Source organism: Klebsiella sp. H-Nf2, from assembly GCF_002806645.1.
In the GTDB taxonomy this organism is placed as follows: Bacteria; Pseudomonadota; Gammaproteobacteria; order Enterobacterales; family Enterobacteriaceae; genus Klebsiella; species Klebsiella variicola.
This window is the reverse complement of the sequence record NZ_PIBL01000002.1, coordinates 194,535-207,001: the sequence shown is the minus strand read 5'-3', so window position 1 is coordinate 207,001 and position 12,467 is coordinate 194,535. Positions and strand designations below refer to the sequence as shown.

The window sequence follows — 12,467 nt, the reverse complement described above, 5'->3', positions numbered from 1 at the left end:
CGACTGTGCCGTTACTCTCTCCCATCCGGACTTTAACCGTCGGCCCCGGAATTACACCGGATCTGCTGACCTTCCCGTAGTCACGGGAAGCGCTCGCGGGCTTTCAACGCAATGGTTGATTTACCGCCGGTGGGGAATTTCGCCCCGCCCTGAGAATAAGCGAGATAACTATAACGCTATTGACTATCCTCGGCAATGCATAAGCTTCAAACATTTCTGGTTTATAGGCGGCCTGGTTCGCACTACAATGATCAATCATCCGACCCGAGCAGGAAACCACCATGATTGACCCGAAAAAAATTGAACAAATCGCCCGCCAGGTCCATGAGTCGATGCCAAAAGGACTTCGCGATCTGGGTGAGGATGTTGAGAAGAAAATCCGCCAGGCGCTGCAGTCGCAGCTGACCCGCCTGGATCTGGTCAGCCGCGAAGAGTTTGACGTACAGACTCAGGTTTTGCTGCGGACCCGCGAAAAACTGGCGCTGCTGGAGCAGCGTCTGAATGACCTCGAAAACCGCCCGGCAGCGACGCCTGGCAGCGAAGAGCAGCAGTAAAAAACGGGCCCCTGGGGGCCCGTTTTGCGTTTGGCTTAGTGTGCGGCTTCCGCCGGGCTGTTCACCTGACGACAGTAAAGTTCATAACGCTGGCAAAACCATTCACGATGCTCTTCATCCATATTGCCGACAATGGCCTGAAGATCAACTGGCTGGCCTTGCGCGTGCATTCTGGCGAAACTCCGCGCCAAAAAATCAAAATTCTTCATTGAATACATATCGTTATGGTTCATGCGCATACTCCTTCAGCGGTGGATGTTCTGATCAGTCATATGCCTTTTACTTACTTCAGTATTTACGCTTACCTTAACGCCATTTGTACGAAAAATGCGCTTAACATGATTATTTATTGCGCTAAATCATTTTCCACATGATTAAATAAAAACGGCCCGCGATATCTCTATCGCGGGCCGTGATGCTTCACCGTACAAGCCAGTGAATAGCGGAAAGCTTATTTGTCGCTATCTTTTTGTATTTTCTTAATAATATTGGTGGTCGAGCAGCCATCTTCAAAGTTGAGCACCAGCACTTCACCGCCGTTAGCCCAGACCTCTTCACTGCCGGCGATCTGTTCCGGCTTATAATCGCCGCCTTTGACCAGCAGGTCCGGCAGGATGCCGGCAATCAGTCGCTGCGGAGTATCTTCCTCGAAGGAGACCACCCAGTCGACGGCCTCCAGCGCCCCCAGCACGATCATCCGCTGCTCCAGCGGGTTCACCGGACGGGTTTCGCCTTTCAGACGTTTGGTTGAGGCATCGCTGTTAACCGCCACGATCAGACGGTCGCCCAGCTTGCGCGCATTCGCCAGATAGGAGACATGGCCGGCATGCAGAATGTCGAAGACCCCGTTGGTCATCACCACTTTCTCGCCGCGCTTGCGCGCCGCCGCAACCGCCTGTTTGAGTTCCTCTTCGCTCATCACGCCAAAGCCGGTCTCAGCCCGGCCGCGGACCGCGTTTTCCAGCTCGACAGGGGAAACGGTGGAGGTCCCCAGCTTGCCGACCACCACGCCCGCCGCGGCGTTAGCGAAATAGCAGGCCTCTTCCAGGGTGTTGCCGGACGCCAGGGTCGCCGCCAGCACGCCAATCACCGTGTCGCCGGCGCCGGTCACGTCGTACACTTCCTGTGCCTGGGTCGGCATATGCAGCGGCGGACGCCCCGGCTGCAGCAGCGTCATCCCCTGCTCAGAACGCGTCACCAGCAGCGCCGACAGTTCAAATTCAGCGATGAGCTTCATGCCGCGTTCAACGATCTCCGCTTCATCCTGACACTTGCCCACCACCGCTTCAAACTCAGAGAGGTTCGGGGTGAGCAGCGTCGCGCCGCGGTAGCGTTCGAAATCGGTGCCTTTCGGATCGATCAGCACCGGCACGCCCGCTTCACGTGCGAGCGCGATCATGGTCTGGACGCTGGTCAGCGCCCCTTTGGCGTAGTCCGAGAGGACCAGCGCGCCAATGGATCCCAGCGCCTGCTGAATGCGCTCGTGCATCGGCTGCGGATCCACGCCGGAGAAACCCTCTTCAAAGTCGAGGCGGATCAGCTGCTGATTGCGCGACAGCACCCGCAGCTTGGTGATGGTCGGGTGAGTCGGAACGGAGACGAAGTCGCACTTCACATTAACATTGGCCAGCGCCTGGCTCAGCGCGCGGGCAGCGTCATCAATCCCGGTCAATCCCACCAGGCGCGACGTTGCCCCCAGGGAGGCGATGTTCATCGCTACGTTTGCCGCGCCGCCAGGACGTTCTTCGATATTTTCCACCTTCACCACCGGCACCGGGGCTTCCGGGGAAATACGACTGGTGGGGCCGTACCAGTAGCGGTCCAGCATCACATCACCCACCACCAACACTCCTGCACGTTCAAACTCCGGCAGCGTTACTTTCATGACTCTCTCCTGCGAGACGCAAACTTTGCGCGCGATAATAGCACACCCGATTTTATAGTTAAGCCATCAGCCACTTCTGCCAGCTGGCGCTGACCTGCTCGCGCTCCCGGCTGAAGGCCTCTGGCGCCACGTGTCCCGGCAGCTCCTGCAGGGCCAGATGATGGAGCGCATCACGCAAGGTGGTGTACGCATGCGTTAAGGCGCGCGCCTCCTCCTCGTCCATGATGTCGTTCTGCGCCAGCAGCTCGAGAATACGCACGTTATCAGACCAGCGGGTCAGCTTCGGCTTGTCGCTGGCATAGCGTAGGACCAGATACTGGGTAATAAATTCAATATCCGTGATCCCACCGGCATCGGCTTTGATATCAAAACGATCGGGATGTTTGTTGCCAAGGTGGGCGCGCATCTTCTCGCGCATCTCGCGAACCTCGGTCTGCAGGGTGGCGCCCTCCCGCGGGGTGGTCAGAATATCGCGACGAATGGCGTCAAAGCGTGCCTGCAGCGCCGGGTCGCCATAGACCACGCGGGCGCGCACCAGCGCCTGATGTTCCCACGTCCAGGCTTCGTTCTGCTGATAGTCAGCAAACGCGTCGGCGGTGGTGACCAGCATCCCCGCCGCGCCAGAAGGGCGCAGCCGGGCGTCCACTTCGTAGAGAATACCGGACGAGGTACGGGTGCTGAACAGATGCATGATCCGCTGGGCCAGCCGCAGGTAGAACTGACGGCCGTCGATCTCCCGCTCGCCGTCGGTCATCACCTCCGCCGGGCAGTCATGGAGGAACACCAGATCGAGATCGGAGCTGTAGCCCAGCTCCCAACCACCGAGCTTACCGTAGCCGACGACGGCAAAGCCGCGCCCCTGGCGATCGTGCAGGTGGGTCGGCTGGCCATAGCGGGCCACCATCTGCCCCCATGCCTGCTGCACCACCGCATCGAGGATCGCTTCGGCAAGCCAGGTTAAGTGATCGCTGACCTTCATCACCGGCAGGGTGCCAGCGATATCCGCCGCCGCGATATGCAGCTGCTGCGCCTGCTTAAACTGGCGCAACGCCTCCAGCTGCTGCTCTTCATCCTCTTCCGGCACACGCAGCAGGTACTGGCGCAGCTCGTCGCGATAGGCATCGGTCGCCGTCGGCTGATAGAGGGTGTTGGGATCCAGCAGCTCATCCAGCAGCAGCGGGTGGCGCGCCAGCTGGCTGGCGACCATCGGCGACGCCGCGCAGAGCGTGATCAGGTGCTTCAGCGCGCCGGGGTATTCGCTCAGCAGCTCAAGATAAGTGGTGCGGGTGACGATGCCAGTCAACAGCGGCGTGATCCGCGCCAGAGGCAGCGGCGCATCGGCACGCGAGCAGATTTCGCTCAGCAGATGCGGCATCAGTTGATCCAGCACCTGGCGGCCGCGCGGGCCGATGGTGCGCCGATCCAGCTCTTTGCGGAAATCGGCAATCAGCGCCAGCACGCTGCGGCGGTCGGTATCGTTTAAATGCGCCAGCGCCGGGCTGGTGTCATCTTCTTCCAGCGCATCCTGCCACAGCTCGCGCCAGTACTCGGCCAGTTGCTCATCCGGGGACTGATCCTCATCATCGCCGATCAGTTCATTAAACACTCGCCGCACGTTGGCCATCTGGCTCGCCAGCTGCGCGCTCAGCGTCTCCCAGTCTTCGGTATGCATCCCCCACGCCAGCCTGGCGCGGTTGAGGTCATCCTGCGGCAGAGTCTGGGTCTGCTCATCGTTGATGCTTTGCAACAGGTTTTCCAGCCGGCGCAGGAACAGATAAGCCTCGCGCAGCAGCGCCGCGTCGCCTTCCGGCAGCAGATGTAGCTCATCAATCGCCGCCAGCGTCGGCAGCAGGGCGCGCTGTTGCAGCGCAGGTTCGCGACCACCGCGGATCAGCTGAAAGACCTGAACGATAAACTCAATTTCGCGGATCCCGCCGGCGCCGAGCTTGATGTTATCTTTCAGCCCGCGGCGCCGCACTTCGCGGGCGATCATGCCTTTCATGTTACGCAGCGACTGGATCACACTGAAGTCGATATAGCGGCGGAAGACGAAGGGACGGAGCATCGCGCGCAGCTCGCTGGCGTACACGCCGTCGTTATCTCCCATGATCCGCGCTTTCACCATCGCATAGCGTTCCCAGTCCCGACCCTGCTCCTGGTAATAATCTTCAAGCGCCGCAAAGCTGAGCACCAGCGGTCCACTGTCGCCAAACGGCCGCAGGCGCATGTCAACCCGATAGACAAAGCCGTCCTGCGTTGGCTGGTCAAGGGCCTTGATCAGCCGCTGCCCCAGACGGGTAAAGAACTGGGCGTTATCCAGCTCGCGGCGGCCGCCGCGGGTGGCGCCATGCTCAGGCCAGGCAAAGATCAGATCGATATCGGAAGAGAAGTTCAGCTCGCCGCCGCCCAGCTTTCCCATCCCGAGGATCAGCAGCGGCTGCGGCTGGCCCTCGGCATTGCATGGCGTTCCCCACTCCTTACAGCAGGCGGCGTACAGCCAGTCACGGGCGGCGACAATCAGGGTCTCCGCCAGCGCGCTCAGCTGCTGCAGAGTCTCTTCTTCGCTCACCAGCGACAGCGCCTGCGCCCAGGCAATGCGGACCATCATCTGGCGGCGGAAGAGACGCAGCTCTCGCATCAACCCCGCTTCGTCAGTGACTGCCAGCAGGCGATCCTGCAGCCAGGCCTCGTAATGCCGCCACTCTTCCGCCTCCGGCGAGGAGTCCGCAAGCTCATTCAGCCAGCCCGGCTGGGCGATCACACTCTGTTCGACAAAATCGCTGAACGCCATTACCGACCTGGCCTGTGGGCTCAGTTCGGCAACGGGAAAATCCGCTGGCAGACGGTCAGCGACCGTCTGCCAGTGCTGCTGTAATTGCGGAGAAAGCGGCATCATAAGGGCTCCCTGGCCTGAAATTATCGTTTTCCACTATGCAGCCAGAACGGCTCGGCAGCCAGCGCCTGGCGACGGAAATATTCAAAGACGCTGCGATCGTCATGTTCTATTGCACGGTGAAGCTCCTGCCAGTTCTCCAGCCACGGCGCGACGGCGTCGCCATAGGCGCCCGCCAGCAGCTGGACGCTGTCGATGTCACGGGACAGCTTCGGCAACTGGTCGGCGGCATCTTCGACCGCCAGATGCTGCACGGCGCTGCGCAGCTCGGCCGCCACCCGCGAGAGGTTAATATCGGCAAAGCGTTTGAAAGATCCGGCTATTTTTTTCTCTCCCGCCTCGTTGAGGAACGGACGCCAGCCGCGCTGGACCAGCCATTCGGTCAGGGCCAGTTTGGCGCCGACGACCTCGGTGCGGAATAACGCCTCGTCGGCGGTGTCCGCGGCCAGCAGAACGGCTTCGGCGTCGTTCAGCAAGGCGCGGAGCTGGGTGGTCGCCTTACGCGGCACGATGCCGCCGAACAGCACGAGGGTATGGCGCACGCGGGCTAACGCCAGAAGGATTTCCGCTTTGGCTTTCGCATTGCCGCGCAGCCATACTTCGTCGTGATACAGCCAGTGCGCCAGGGCGCTCTCCAGCGCCGCCTCCAGCCCCTGCTCCACGCTGGCCTTCGCCGGCACCGTTAGCAACGTCAGCGAGGTGACGGGACGCTCGCCATTGCCTTGCGCCAGATGATACCCGCGTGCAGCCTTGCTCAGGCTCCCCTGGCGCAGTACGCCGCTCTCCAGCAGACGGTGCGCAAGGCGCAGCAGATCGGCGGTCTCCCCGGCAAGCAGCTCCAGCTCCAGCTCGCAGATCGGCTCCTGATGTTCGCCAGCCTTCACTTCGCCGCGATCGAGGGCGATCTCAATCTCACTATTCCCTTCCTGTATCACCCAACGTTCACGGGCAAAATCAGTGCTGAACAACGGCTGGACATGCTCCGCCAGCGCGGCCGGAAGCTCGCCTTGCGGCCAGACCACCTCCGGCAGACGCTCAAGCGCCAGCTCCGGTTTATCCAGTGGAATGTTGTATTCCGGACGCTGGTGCAGCCCCCCTACCACCCGGCCGGCAATTTTCAGCGTCATTTCATAACGCCCCTGGTCGCCGCGGATGCGCAGCCCCATATCGTGACGACGCAGCCAGTTATCGGCGGTTTCGTAATAAATGTTCAGTAACTGGCCCGCAGGCGTATGTTTCGCCTCGAGCGCATTGAGCTGCTCGCGCAGCGTCTCTACCCCATTCTGAGCGACGATAAACTTGAGTTCGATTTCTTGAGCCATGACTGAATTCTTCCGCTTCTGTGCTGCGCCGACAAATTGCGGCGAACTTACGACGATATTTTTTGTCAGTAGATAGTATTTTGCGGCGAATCGCCATGCAACGCGCTTTTTGCCGGGCCACCTCCTGGATGATTCCGATTGTGGTGGAAAACTTTGCGTCGCTCTGGCGATGCCTCTACTATCGTTCCACTTTTTATGACCAAACGATGACCTGATGCCAAAATTACGCCTGATTACTTTTACTTTGCTCGCGCTTAGCGCCGCTACGGCGGTTCACGCAGAAGAAAAGCGCTACGTTTCCGATGAGCTGAACACCTGGGTTCGCAGCGGCCCGGGCGATAATTATCGTCTGGTCGGCACCATCAACGCCGGGGAAGAAGTGTCTGTGCTGCAGACAAACGACAGCACCAGTTATGCGCAGGTCCGCGACAGCAATGGCCGTACCGCCTGGATCCCGTTGAAAGAGCTGAGCAATGAGCCCAGCCTGCGCACCCGCGTCCCGGATCTGGAAAACCAGGTCAAAACGCTGACTGATAAACTGAACAACATCGACGCCACCTGGAACCAGCGCACGGCGGATATGCAGAAGAAAGTCGCCGGCAGCGACAGCGCGATTAACGCGCTGAAGGACGAGAACCAGAAGTTGAAAAACGAGCTGGTGGTCGCGCAGAAGAAGGTGAATGCGGCGAATCTGCAGCTTGATGACAAACAGCGCACCATTATCATGCAGTGGTTCATGTACGGCGGCGGCGTGCTCGGCGTCGGTCTGCTGCTGGGTCTGGTGCTGCCGCATCTGGTGCCAAGCCGCAAACGTAAAGACCGGTGGATGAACTAATTCGTCTTCTCTGCCAGACTTACGTATCATCTTGCGAAAAACAGATACGGGAGAATCGGGCGTGAAGAGCTATCTGGTCGGCGGTGCGGTGCGCGATGCGCTATTAGGACTGCCGGTCAAAGACCGAGACTGGGTGGTGGTGGGCGCCACCCCGCAACAGATGCTTGACGCGGGCTACCAACAGGTAGGCCGCGACTTTCCCGTGTTCCTCCATCCGCAAAGCCGGGAGGAGTATGCCCTGGCCCGCACCGAACGCAAATCCGGCGCGGGCTATACCGGTTTTACCTGCTATGCCGCCCCGGACGTCACCCTCGAAGCCGATCTGCTGCGCCGCGACCTGACGGTCAACGCCCTCGCCCAGGATGCCGATGGCACGATCATCGACCCCTACGGCGGGCAAAACGATCTCCGCCTGCGCCTGCTGCGCCATGTCTCTCCCGCCTTTAGCGAAGATCCGCTGCGCGTGCTGCGTGTGGCGCGCTTTGCTGCCCGCTATGCGCATCTGGGCTTTCGCATTGCCGAAGAAACCCAGGCCCTGATGCATGCGATGGTTGAGGCCGGTGAGCTGGCGCATTTAACGCCGGAGCGGGTGTGGAAAGAGACGGAAAGCGCGTTAACCACCCGCAATCCGCAGGTCTTTTTCCAGACGCTGCGCGACTGCCAGGCTCTTAAGGTGCTGTTCCCGGAAATTGACGCGCTGTACGGCGTGCCCGCCCCGGCGAAGTGGCACCCGGAAATCGACACCGGCCTGCACACCCTGATGACCGTCACGATGGCCGCGATGCTGTCGCCGGATGTCGACGTGCGTTTCGCCACCCTGTGTCATGACCTCGGTAAAGGGCTGACGCCGAAAGCGCTCTGGCCGCGTCACCACGGCCATGGCCCGGCGGGCGTCAAGCTGGTAGAACAGCTCTGCGCGCGTCTGCGGGTGCCAAACGATATCCGCGATCTCGCGAAACTGGTGGCGGAGTACCATGACTTGATCCACACCCTGCCGATCCTGCAGCCGAAAACCCTCGTCAAACTCTTCGACAGCATTGACGCCTGGCGCAAACCGCAGCGCGTACAGCAGATAGCCCTCACCAGCGAAGCCGACGTCCGCGGACGCACCGGTTTCGAGGCCAGCGATTACCCACAAGGGCGTCTGCTGCTGGAGGCGTGGGAAGTGGCGCAGTCTGTCTCCACCAAAGAGGTGGTGGCGACGGGATTTAAAGGGGTGGAAATTCGCGAAGAGCTGACGCGGCGGAGAATTGCGGCGGTGGCGCAGTGGAAGGAACAACGTTGCCCCCAGCCGCAAGGCTGAGGGCACTGGTCTTAGAAAAAGACCACGTAAACGGCTGCCGCCACGATAAAGCGGTAGATAGCGAACGGGATAAACGAGATCCGTTTGATCAGCTGCAGGAAGGTTTTAATCGCAATCAGCGCCACGATAAACGCCATCACGAAGCCGACGGCAAACATCGGGATATCGCCCGCGTTCAGGAAGCCGATGCTCTTGTAAACGTCCAGCACGGTGGCGCCCATCATCATCGGTACCGCCAGCAGGAAAGAGAACTCCGACGCCGCATAACGACTGACGCCCATCAGCATGCCACCGGAAATGGTTGCCCCGGAGCGCGAGAAACCCGGCCACAGCGCCAGGCACTGAAAGCAGCCGATGACAAACGCCTGACGATAGGTCATATCGTCAATGCCGACCGCGCGCGGCTGTTTCGGCTTGAGTACTTCCGCCGCAATCAGCAATACGCCGCCGACAATCAGGGCGTACATCACGTTTACCGGGTTAAATAAGGATTTAATGGTGTCGTGGAAAATCAGCCCCAGCACCACCGCGGGGATCATACCGAGGAGGATATGGATAAGCGACAAGCGACCGCTGCCTTTGCCTTCATGCTCCGGCGGCCTGCCGAAATGAATGCCGATCAAACCGAACAGACGACGCCAGAACATCACCACCACGGCGAGTATCGAGCCTAGCTGAATAACCACTTCAAAGGTATTTGCCGTATCACCTTCAAACCCCAGAAGGTGTCCAACAATAATCATATGACCGGTACTGGAAACAGGTAAAAACTCTGTCAACCCCTCAACCACACCCAATATTGCCGCCACCAGCAGCGAGTGTATATCGCTCATTCAATTAAACCCTTTAAAAAGTAAAATGAAAAAAACCAGGAACACGCTATCGTTCAACAGACACAACCCGGCAGCCAGACCGCACAAGCCCCCCTCAGCGTACACGGAGTACACGAGGATTCGCTCACCGTTCTGAAAGAACATCGCCAGTTAAATCGCCTGATGACCGGATGCTATGACCGGTATAAACGCAATTTGTTTAACAAGTATGACCTGAAAAGTTTTGTTTCAGATTAAGGCCACGTTCAATAATCACACCGACATTTGCCGCGCGGGCCACGGCGCCAGGTTTGCTGACTTTAATACGCACCCATGGCGACTGGAATGTTTCCAGCAGCAGGTCGGCCACTTCTTCCGCCACCCGCTCCACTAACGCGAATTTCCCCCCCTCCACATGCGCGATCACTCGCTCGCTGATATCAGCATAGCTGAGGCAATCGCTGACATCATCGCTGGCAGCGGCCTTGCGGTTATCCCATGCAATTTCGATATCGAACACCAGCTTCTGCTCAATGGTTTGTTCCCAGTCATAAACACCAATGGTGGTGATTACCGAAAGTTGCTCTATAAATACAATATCCATCACGCCCTGCCTGCTTTTTAGCTAAACCGGATACCACTTCCGGCGAATTATGCGTATTATCCACAGATGCAGAGAATACAACGACATTTTCAAAACGGAACAGCGTTATGAGTGCAATCGCGCCTGGACTGGTACTCCTCGCCTACCTCTGCGGCTCCATTTCCAGCGCCATTCTGGTATGTCGCCTTGCTGGCCTGCCCGACCCACGCGACAGCGGCTCAGGCAACCCCGGGGCCACTAACGTACTACGAATTGGCGGAAAAGGGGCGGCCGTAGCGGTACTTATTTTTGATGTGCTGAAGGGCATGCTCCCGGTGTGGGGCGCCTGGGCGCTGGGCCTTACGCCGTTCTGGCTGGGGTTAGTGGCGATTGCCGCCTGTGTAGGCCATATCTGGCCCATCTTCTTTCATTTTCGCGGTGGTAAAGGCGTCGCCACGGCCTTCGGCGCTATCGCGCCCATCGGTCTCGATCTGACCGGGGTGATGGCCGGGACCTGGCTGCTGACCATCCTGCTCAGCGGCTACTCGTCCCTTGGCGCTATCGTCAGCGCGCTTATCGCCCCTTTCTACGTCTGGTGGTTTAAACCGCAGTACACCTTTCCGGTGTCGATGCTCTCCTGCCTGATCCTCCTGCGCCATCATGACAACATTCAGCGTCTGTGGCGTCGCCAGGAGAGCAAAATCTGGCCCCGGGTGAAGAAGAAAAAAACGCCAGAGCAGAAGTAATCTCCCCTCCCGGCCCCCCATGCCGGGGGGATCCTCGGTCCGGTTTACCCATCTCACCCGCACTTTTGCTCCACGTCGTCATGATACGTGGTAATCGCCACATCCCCCTTTTGTAACAACGTGTTAGCCGTGACTAAAAGCAAAAGTTCCGCCGCCTGCTGGCATCGCGGATGGGCCCGTCCTCCCGCCTTATCCGCCGCGGCCAGTCGGCGGATAAGGATATTGACGGCAAAGATTATCCGGGTGAATAATTCAGAGCGGTTATGCCGCTTTCCCCTCGCGCCCGTCGCGACGCGCCGGGTAACGGATGACATAAGCGTTTCATATGACCGGGATAATCTCCCACCGATCAATACTCATTGCTGCTGTTTTATCTTGATTTTGCAGGGGCGCAACATTGCACGGCACCGTGTTATCACCACTCAAAAAAGGCTGGCAGGCCACGCTGGATCTCCGCTTTCAGCAGGCCGGAGGCAAGACCGTTCTCGCCCGCGCCCAACACGTCGGCCCGCTGACCGTCCAGCGCCCGTTTTACCCGGAAGAAGAGACCTGTCACCTCTATCTGCTTCACCCGCCCGGCGGCATCGTCGGCGGTGATGAGCTGACAATTAGCGCCCACGTTGACCCCGGCTGCCATACGCTGATAACCATGCCTGGCGCCAGCAAGTTTTACCGCAGCAGCGGTGCGCAAGCGCTATTGCGCCAGCAGTTGACCCTCGCCCCGCAGGCGACCCTGGAGTGGCTCCCGCAGGATGCCATCTTCTTTCCCGGGGCGAATGCCCGGCTGTCCACCACCTTTCATCTTTGCGCCTCCAGCACGCTGCTGGCCTGGGATCTGCTCTGCCTTGGCCGCCCGGTGATTGGCGAAACCTTCAGCCACGGCACCCTCAGCAACCGGCTGGAAGTGTGGGTGGATGAGATACCGCTGCTGGTTGAGCGCCTGCACCTGCAGGAGGGAGAGCTGTCCAGCGTCGCCGAACGTCCCTGGGTCGGCACTTTGCTGTGCTATCCGGCTACCGATGCCCTGCTCGACGGGGTGCGCGACGCGCTGGCGCCGCTCGGTCTCTACGCTGGCGCCAGCCTGACCGACCGCCTGCTAACGGTGCGTTTCCTCAGTGACGATAATCTGATTTGCCAGCAGGTGATGCGCGACGTCTGGCAGTTTCTGCGCCCTCATCTCACCGGCAAGTCTCCCGTACTTCCCCGAATCTGGCTGACTTAAGAGAACGTTATGGAACTGACCCCCCGAGAAAAAGACAAGCTGTTGCTGTTTACCGCCGCGCTGGTGGCGGAACGCCGCCTGGCCCGCGGCCTGAAGCTCAACTATCCGGAGTCCGTGGCCCTGATCAGCGCTTTTATTATGGAAGGCGCCCGCGACGGCAAAAGCGTGGCCTCACTGATGGAGGAAGGCCGTCACGTCCTGACCCGCGAGCAGGTGATGGAGGGCGTCCCGGAAATGATCCCGGATATCCAGGTCGAAGCCACCTTTCCGGACGGCTCGAAGCTGGTCACCGTTCACAACCCGATTATCTGA

At 59.6% G+C, this 12,467-nt stretch carries 14 protein-coding genes, 1 pseudogene and 1 riboswitch; of the genes and pseudogenes, 8 read left to right on the top strand and 7 right to left on the bottom strand.

Going from position 1 to position 12,467, the window contains the following annotated elements; translation table 11 throughout:
• Window positions 1-9: 9 nt before the first annotated feature.
• Window positions 10-161: riboswitch (FMN riboswitch) on the bottom strand.
• Window positions 162-281: 120 nt separating this feature from the next.
• Window positions 282-554, top strand: coding sequence for a ubiquinone biosynthesis accessory factor UbiK (ubiK, locus tag CWM58_RS07690; protein WP_002916856.1), 273 nt, complete (start codon window positions 282-284; stop codon window positions 552-554).
• Window positions 555-589: 35 nt separating this feature from the next.
• On the opposite strand, the gene glgS is transcribed toward ubiK, so the two are convergent.
• Window positions 590-787, bottom strand: coding sequence for a cell surface composition regulator GlgS (gene glgS, locus CWM58_RS07685; protein ID WP_004205248.1), 198 nt, complete (start codon window positions 785-787; stop codon window positions 590-592).
• Between glgS and CWM58_RS28475 the strand changes: the two genes are divergently transcribed.
• Window positions 779-928, top strand: a complete 150-nt coding sequence (locus CWM58_RS28475) for a hypothetical protein (RefSeq protein WP_032431268.1) — start codon at window positions 779-781, stop codon at window positions 926-928. The genes glgS and CWM58_RS28475 overlap by 9 nt on opposite strands.
• Window positions 929-1,005: 77 nt before the next feature.
• On the opposite strand, the gene hldE is transcribed toward CWM58_RS28475, so the two are convergent.
• From hldE to CWM58_RS07670, 3 genes are read right to left on the bottom strand one after another with little or no spacing between them, the layout of a single operon-like run.
• Window positions 1,006-2,439 carry a bifunctional D-glycero-beta-D-manno-heptose-7-phosphate kinase/D-glycero-beta-D-manno-heptose 1-phosphate adenylyltransferase HldE gene (gene hldE, locus CWM58_RS07680; RefSeq protein ID WP_008806524.1) on the bottom strand — a complete coding sequence of 478 codons (1,434 nt, stop codon included), beginning with the start codon at window positions 2,437-2,439 and terminating at the stop codon, window positions 1,006-1,008.
• A 58-nt stretch (window positions 2,440-2,497) separates the two neighbouring features.
• A complete protein-coding gene (gene glnE, locus CWM58_RS07675; protein WP_165785744.1) occupies window positions 2,498-5,335 on the bottom strand; it encodes a bifunctional [glutamate--ammonia ligase]-adenylyl-L-tyrosine phosphorylase/[glutamate--ammonia-ligase] adenylyltransferase in 2,838 nt (945 codons plus the stop codon).
• Between the two features lie 20 nt (window positions 5,336-5,355).
• Entirely contained in the window at window positions 5,356-6,654 is a 1,299-nt protein-coding gene (locus tag CWM58_RS07670; protein WP_100680669.1) for an inorganic triphosphatase, read from the bottom strand.
• 214 nt (window positions 6,655-6,868) lie between these two features.
• Here CWM58_RS07670 and CWM58_RS07665 point away from each other — a divergent pair, with 214 nt between their 5' ends.
• Both CWM58_RS07665 and CWM58_RS07660 read left to right on the top strand, forming a co-directional pair.
• Window positions 6,869-7,489, top strand: coding sequence for a TIGR04211 family SH3 domain-containing protein (locus CWM58_RS07665; RefSeq protein ID WP_008806527.1), 621 nt, complete (start codon window positions 6,869-6,871; stop codon window positions 7,487-7,489).
• A gap of 61 nt (window positions 7,490-7,550) precedes the next feature.
• Complete coding sequence (locus CWM58_RS07660) at window positions 7,551-8,792, top strand: multifunctional CCA addition/repair protein (RefSeq protein ID WP_100680668.1); 1,242 nt, start codon at window positions 7,551-7,553, stop codon at window positions 8,790-8,792.
• A gap of 11 nt (window positions 8,793-8,803) precedes the next feature.
• Here the strand turns inward: CWM58_RS07660 and bacA are convergent, their stop codons facing one another.
• Together bacA and folB are read right to left on the bottom strand one after the other, a co-directional pair.
• Window positions 8,804-9,625, bottom strand: a complete 822-nt coding sequence (gene bacA / locus CWM58_RS07655) for an undecaprenyl-diphosphate phosphatase (RefSeq protein WP_061153280.1) — start codon at window positions 9,623-9,625, stop codon at window positions 8,804-8,806.
• A 199-nt stretch (window positions 9,626-9,824) separates the two neighbouring features.
• A complete protein-coding gene (gene folB / locus CWM58_RS07650; RefSeq protein ID WP_004150923.1) occupies window positions 9,825-10,208 on the bottom strand; it encodes a bifunctional dihydroneopterin aldolase/7,8-dihydroneopterin epimerase in 384 nt (127 codons plus the stop codon).
• Between the two features lie 107 nt (window positions 10,209-10,315).
• On the opposite strand from folB, the gene plsY reads away from it, so the two are divergent.
• Window positions 10,316-10,933, top strand: a complete 618-nt coding sequence (gene plsY / locus CWM58_RS07645) for a glycerol-3-phosphate 1-O-acyltransferase PlsY (protein ID WP_061153279.1) — start codon at window positions 10,316-10,318, stop codon at window positions 10,931-10,933.
• Between the two features lie 170 nt (window positions 10,934-11,103).
• Window positions 11,104-11,184: a hypothetical protein gene (locus CWM58_RS29465; RefSeq protein ID WP_319826643.1), complete on the top strand. Its 81-nt coding sequence runs from the start codon at window positions 11,104-11,106 to the stop codon at window positions 11,182-11,184.
• Between the two features lie 73 nt (window positions 11,185-11,257).
• On the opposite strand, the pseudogene CWM58_RS29230 reads toward CWM58_RS29465, so the two are convergent.
• Window positions 11,258-11,341: pseudogene (locus CWM58_RS29230) on the bottom strand (short-chain dehydrogenase); the annotation flags it as partial.
• Between CWM58_RS29230 and CWM58_RS07640 the strand changes: the two are divergent.
• Complete coding sequence (locus CWM58_RS07640; protein ID WP_100680667.1) at window positions 11,331-12,155, top strand: urease accessory protein UreD; 825 nt, start codon at window positions 11,331-11,333, stop codon at window positions 12,153-12,155. The pseudogene CWM58_RS29230 and the gene CWM58_RS07640 overlap by 11 nt on opposite strands.
• A gap of 9 nt (window positions 12,156-12,164) precedes the next feature.
• On the top strand, window positions 12,165-12,467 hold the full coding sequence (locus CWM58_RS07635; protein WP_002916871.1) for an urease subunit gamma: 303 nt from the start codon (window positions 12,165-12,167) through the stop codon (window positions 12,465-12,467).

What these genes read in the sequence shown, in the direction of transcription:
- hldE (WP_008806524.1), bottom strand. Translation starts at nt 2,439, where the DNA reads ATGAAAGTAACGCTGCCGGAGTTTGAACGTGCAGGAGTGTTGGTGGTG.
- glnE (WP_165785744.1), bottom strand. Translation starts at nt 5,335, where the DNA reads ATGATGCCGCTTTCTCCGCAATTACAGCAGCACTGGCAGACGGTCGCT.
- ubiK (WP_002916856.1), top strand. Translation starts at nt 282, where the DNA reads ATGATTGACCCGAAAAAAATTGAACAAATCGCCCGCCAGGTCCATGAG.
- bacA (WP_061153280.1), bottom strand. Translation starts at nt 9,625, where the DNA reads ATGAGCGATATACACTCGCTGCTGGTGGCGGCAATATTGGGTGTGGTT.
- CWM58_RS07635 (WP_002916871.1), top strand. Translation starts at nt 12,165, where the DNA reads ATGGAACTGACCCCCCGAGAAAAAGACAAGCTGTTGCTGTTTACCGCC.
- folB (WP_004150923.1), bottom strand. Translation starts at nt 10,208, where the DNA reads ATGGATATTGTATTTATAGAGCAACTTTCGGTAATCACCACCATTGGT.
- CWM58_RS07670 (WP_100680669.1), bottom strand. Translation starts at nt 6,654, where the DNA reads ATGGCTCAAGAAATCGAACTCAAGTTTATCGTCGCTCAGAATGGGGTA.
- CWM58_RS28475 (WP_032431268.1), top strand. Translation starts at nt 779, where the DNA reads ATGGTTCATGCGCATACTCCTTCAGCGGTGGATGTTCTGATCAGTCAT.
- glgS (WP_004205248.1), bottom strand. Translation starts at nt 787, where the DNA reads ATGAACCATAACGATATGTATTCAATGAAGAATTTTGATTTTTTGGCG.
- plsY (WP_061153279.1), top strand. Translation starts at nt 10,316, where the DNA reads ATGAGTGCAATCGCGCCTGGACTGGTACTCCTCGCCTACCTCTGCGGC.
- CWM58_RS29465 (WP_319826643.1), top strand. Translation starts at nt 11,104, where the DNA reads ATGGGCCCGTCCTCCCGCCTTATCCGCCGCGGCCAGTCGGCGGATAAG.
- CWM58_RS07665 (WP_008806527.1), top strand. Translation starts at nt 6,869, where the DNA reads ATGCCAAAATTACGCCTGATTACTTTTACTTTGCTCGCGCTTAGCGCC.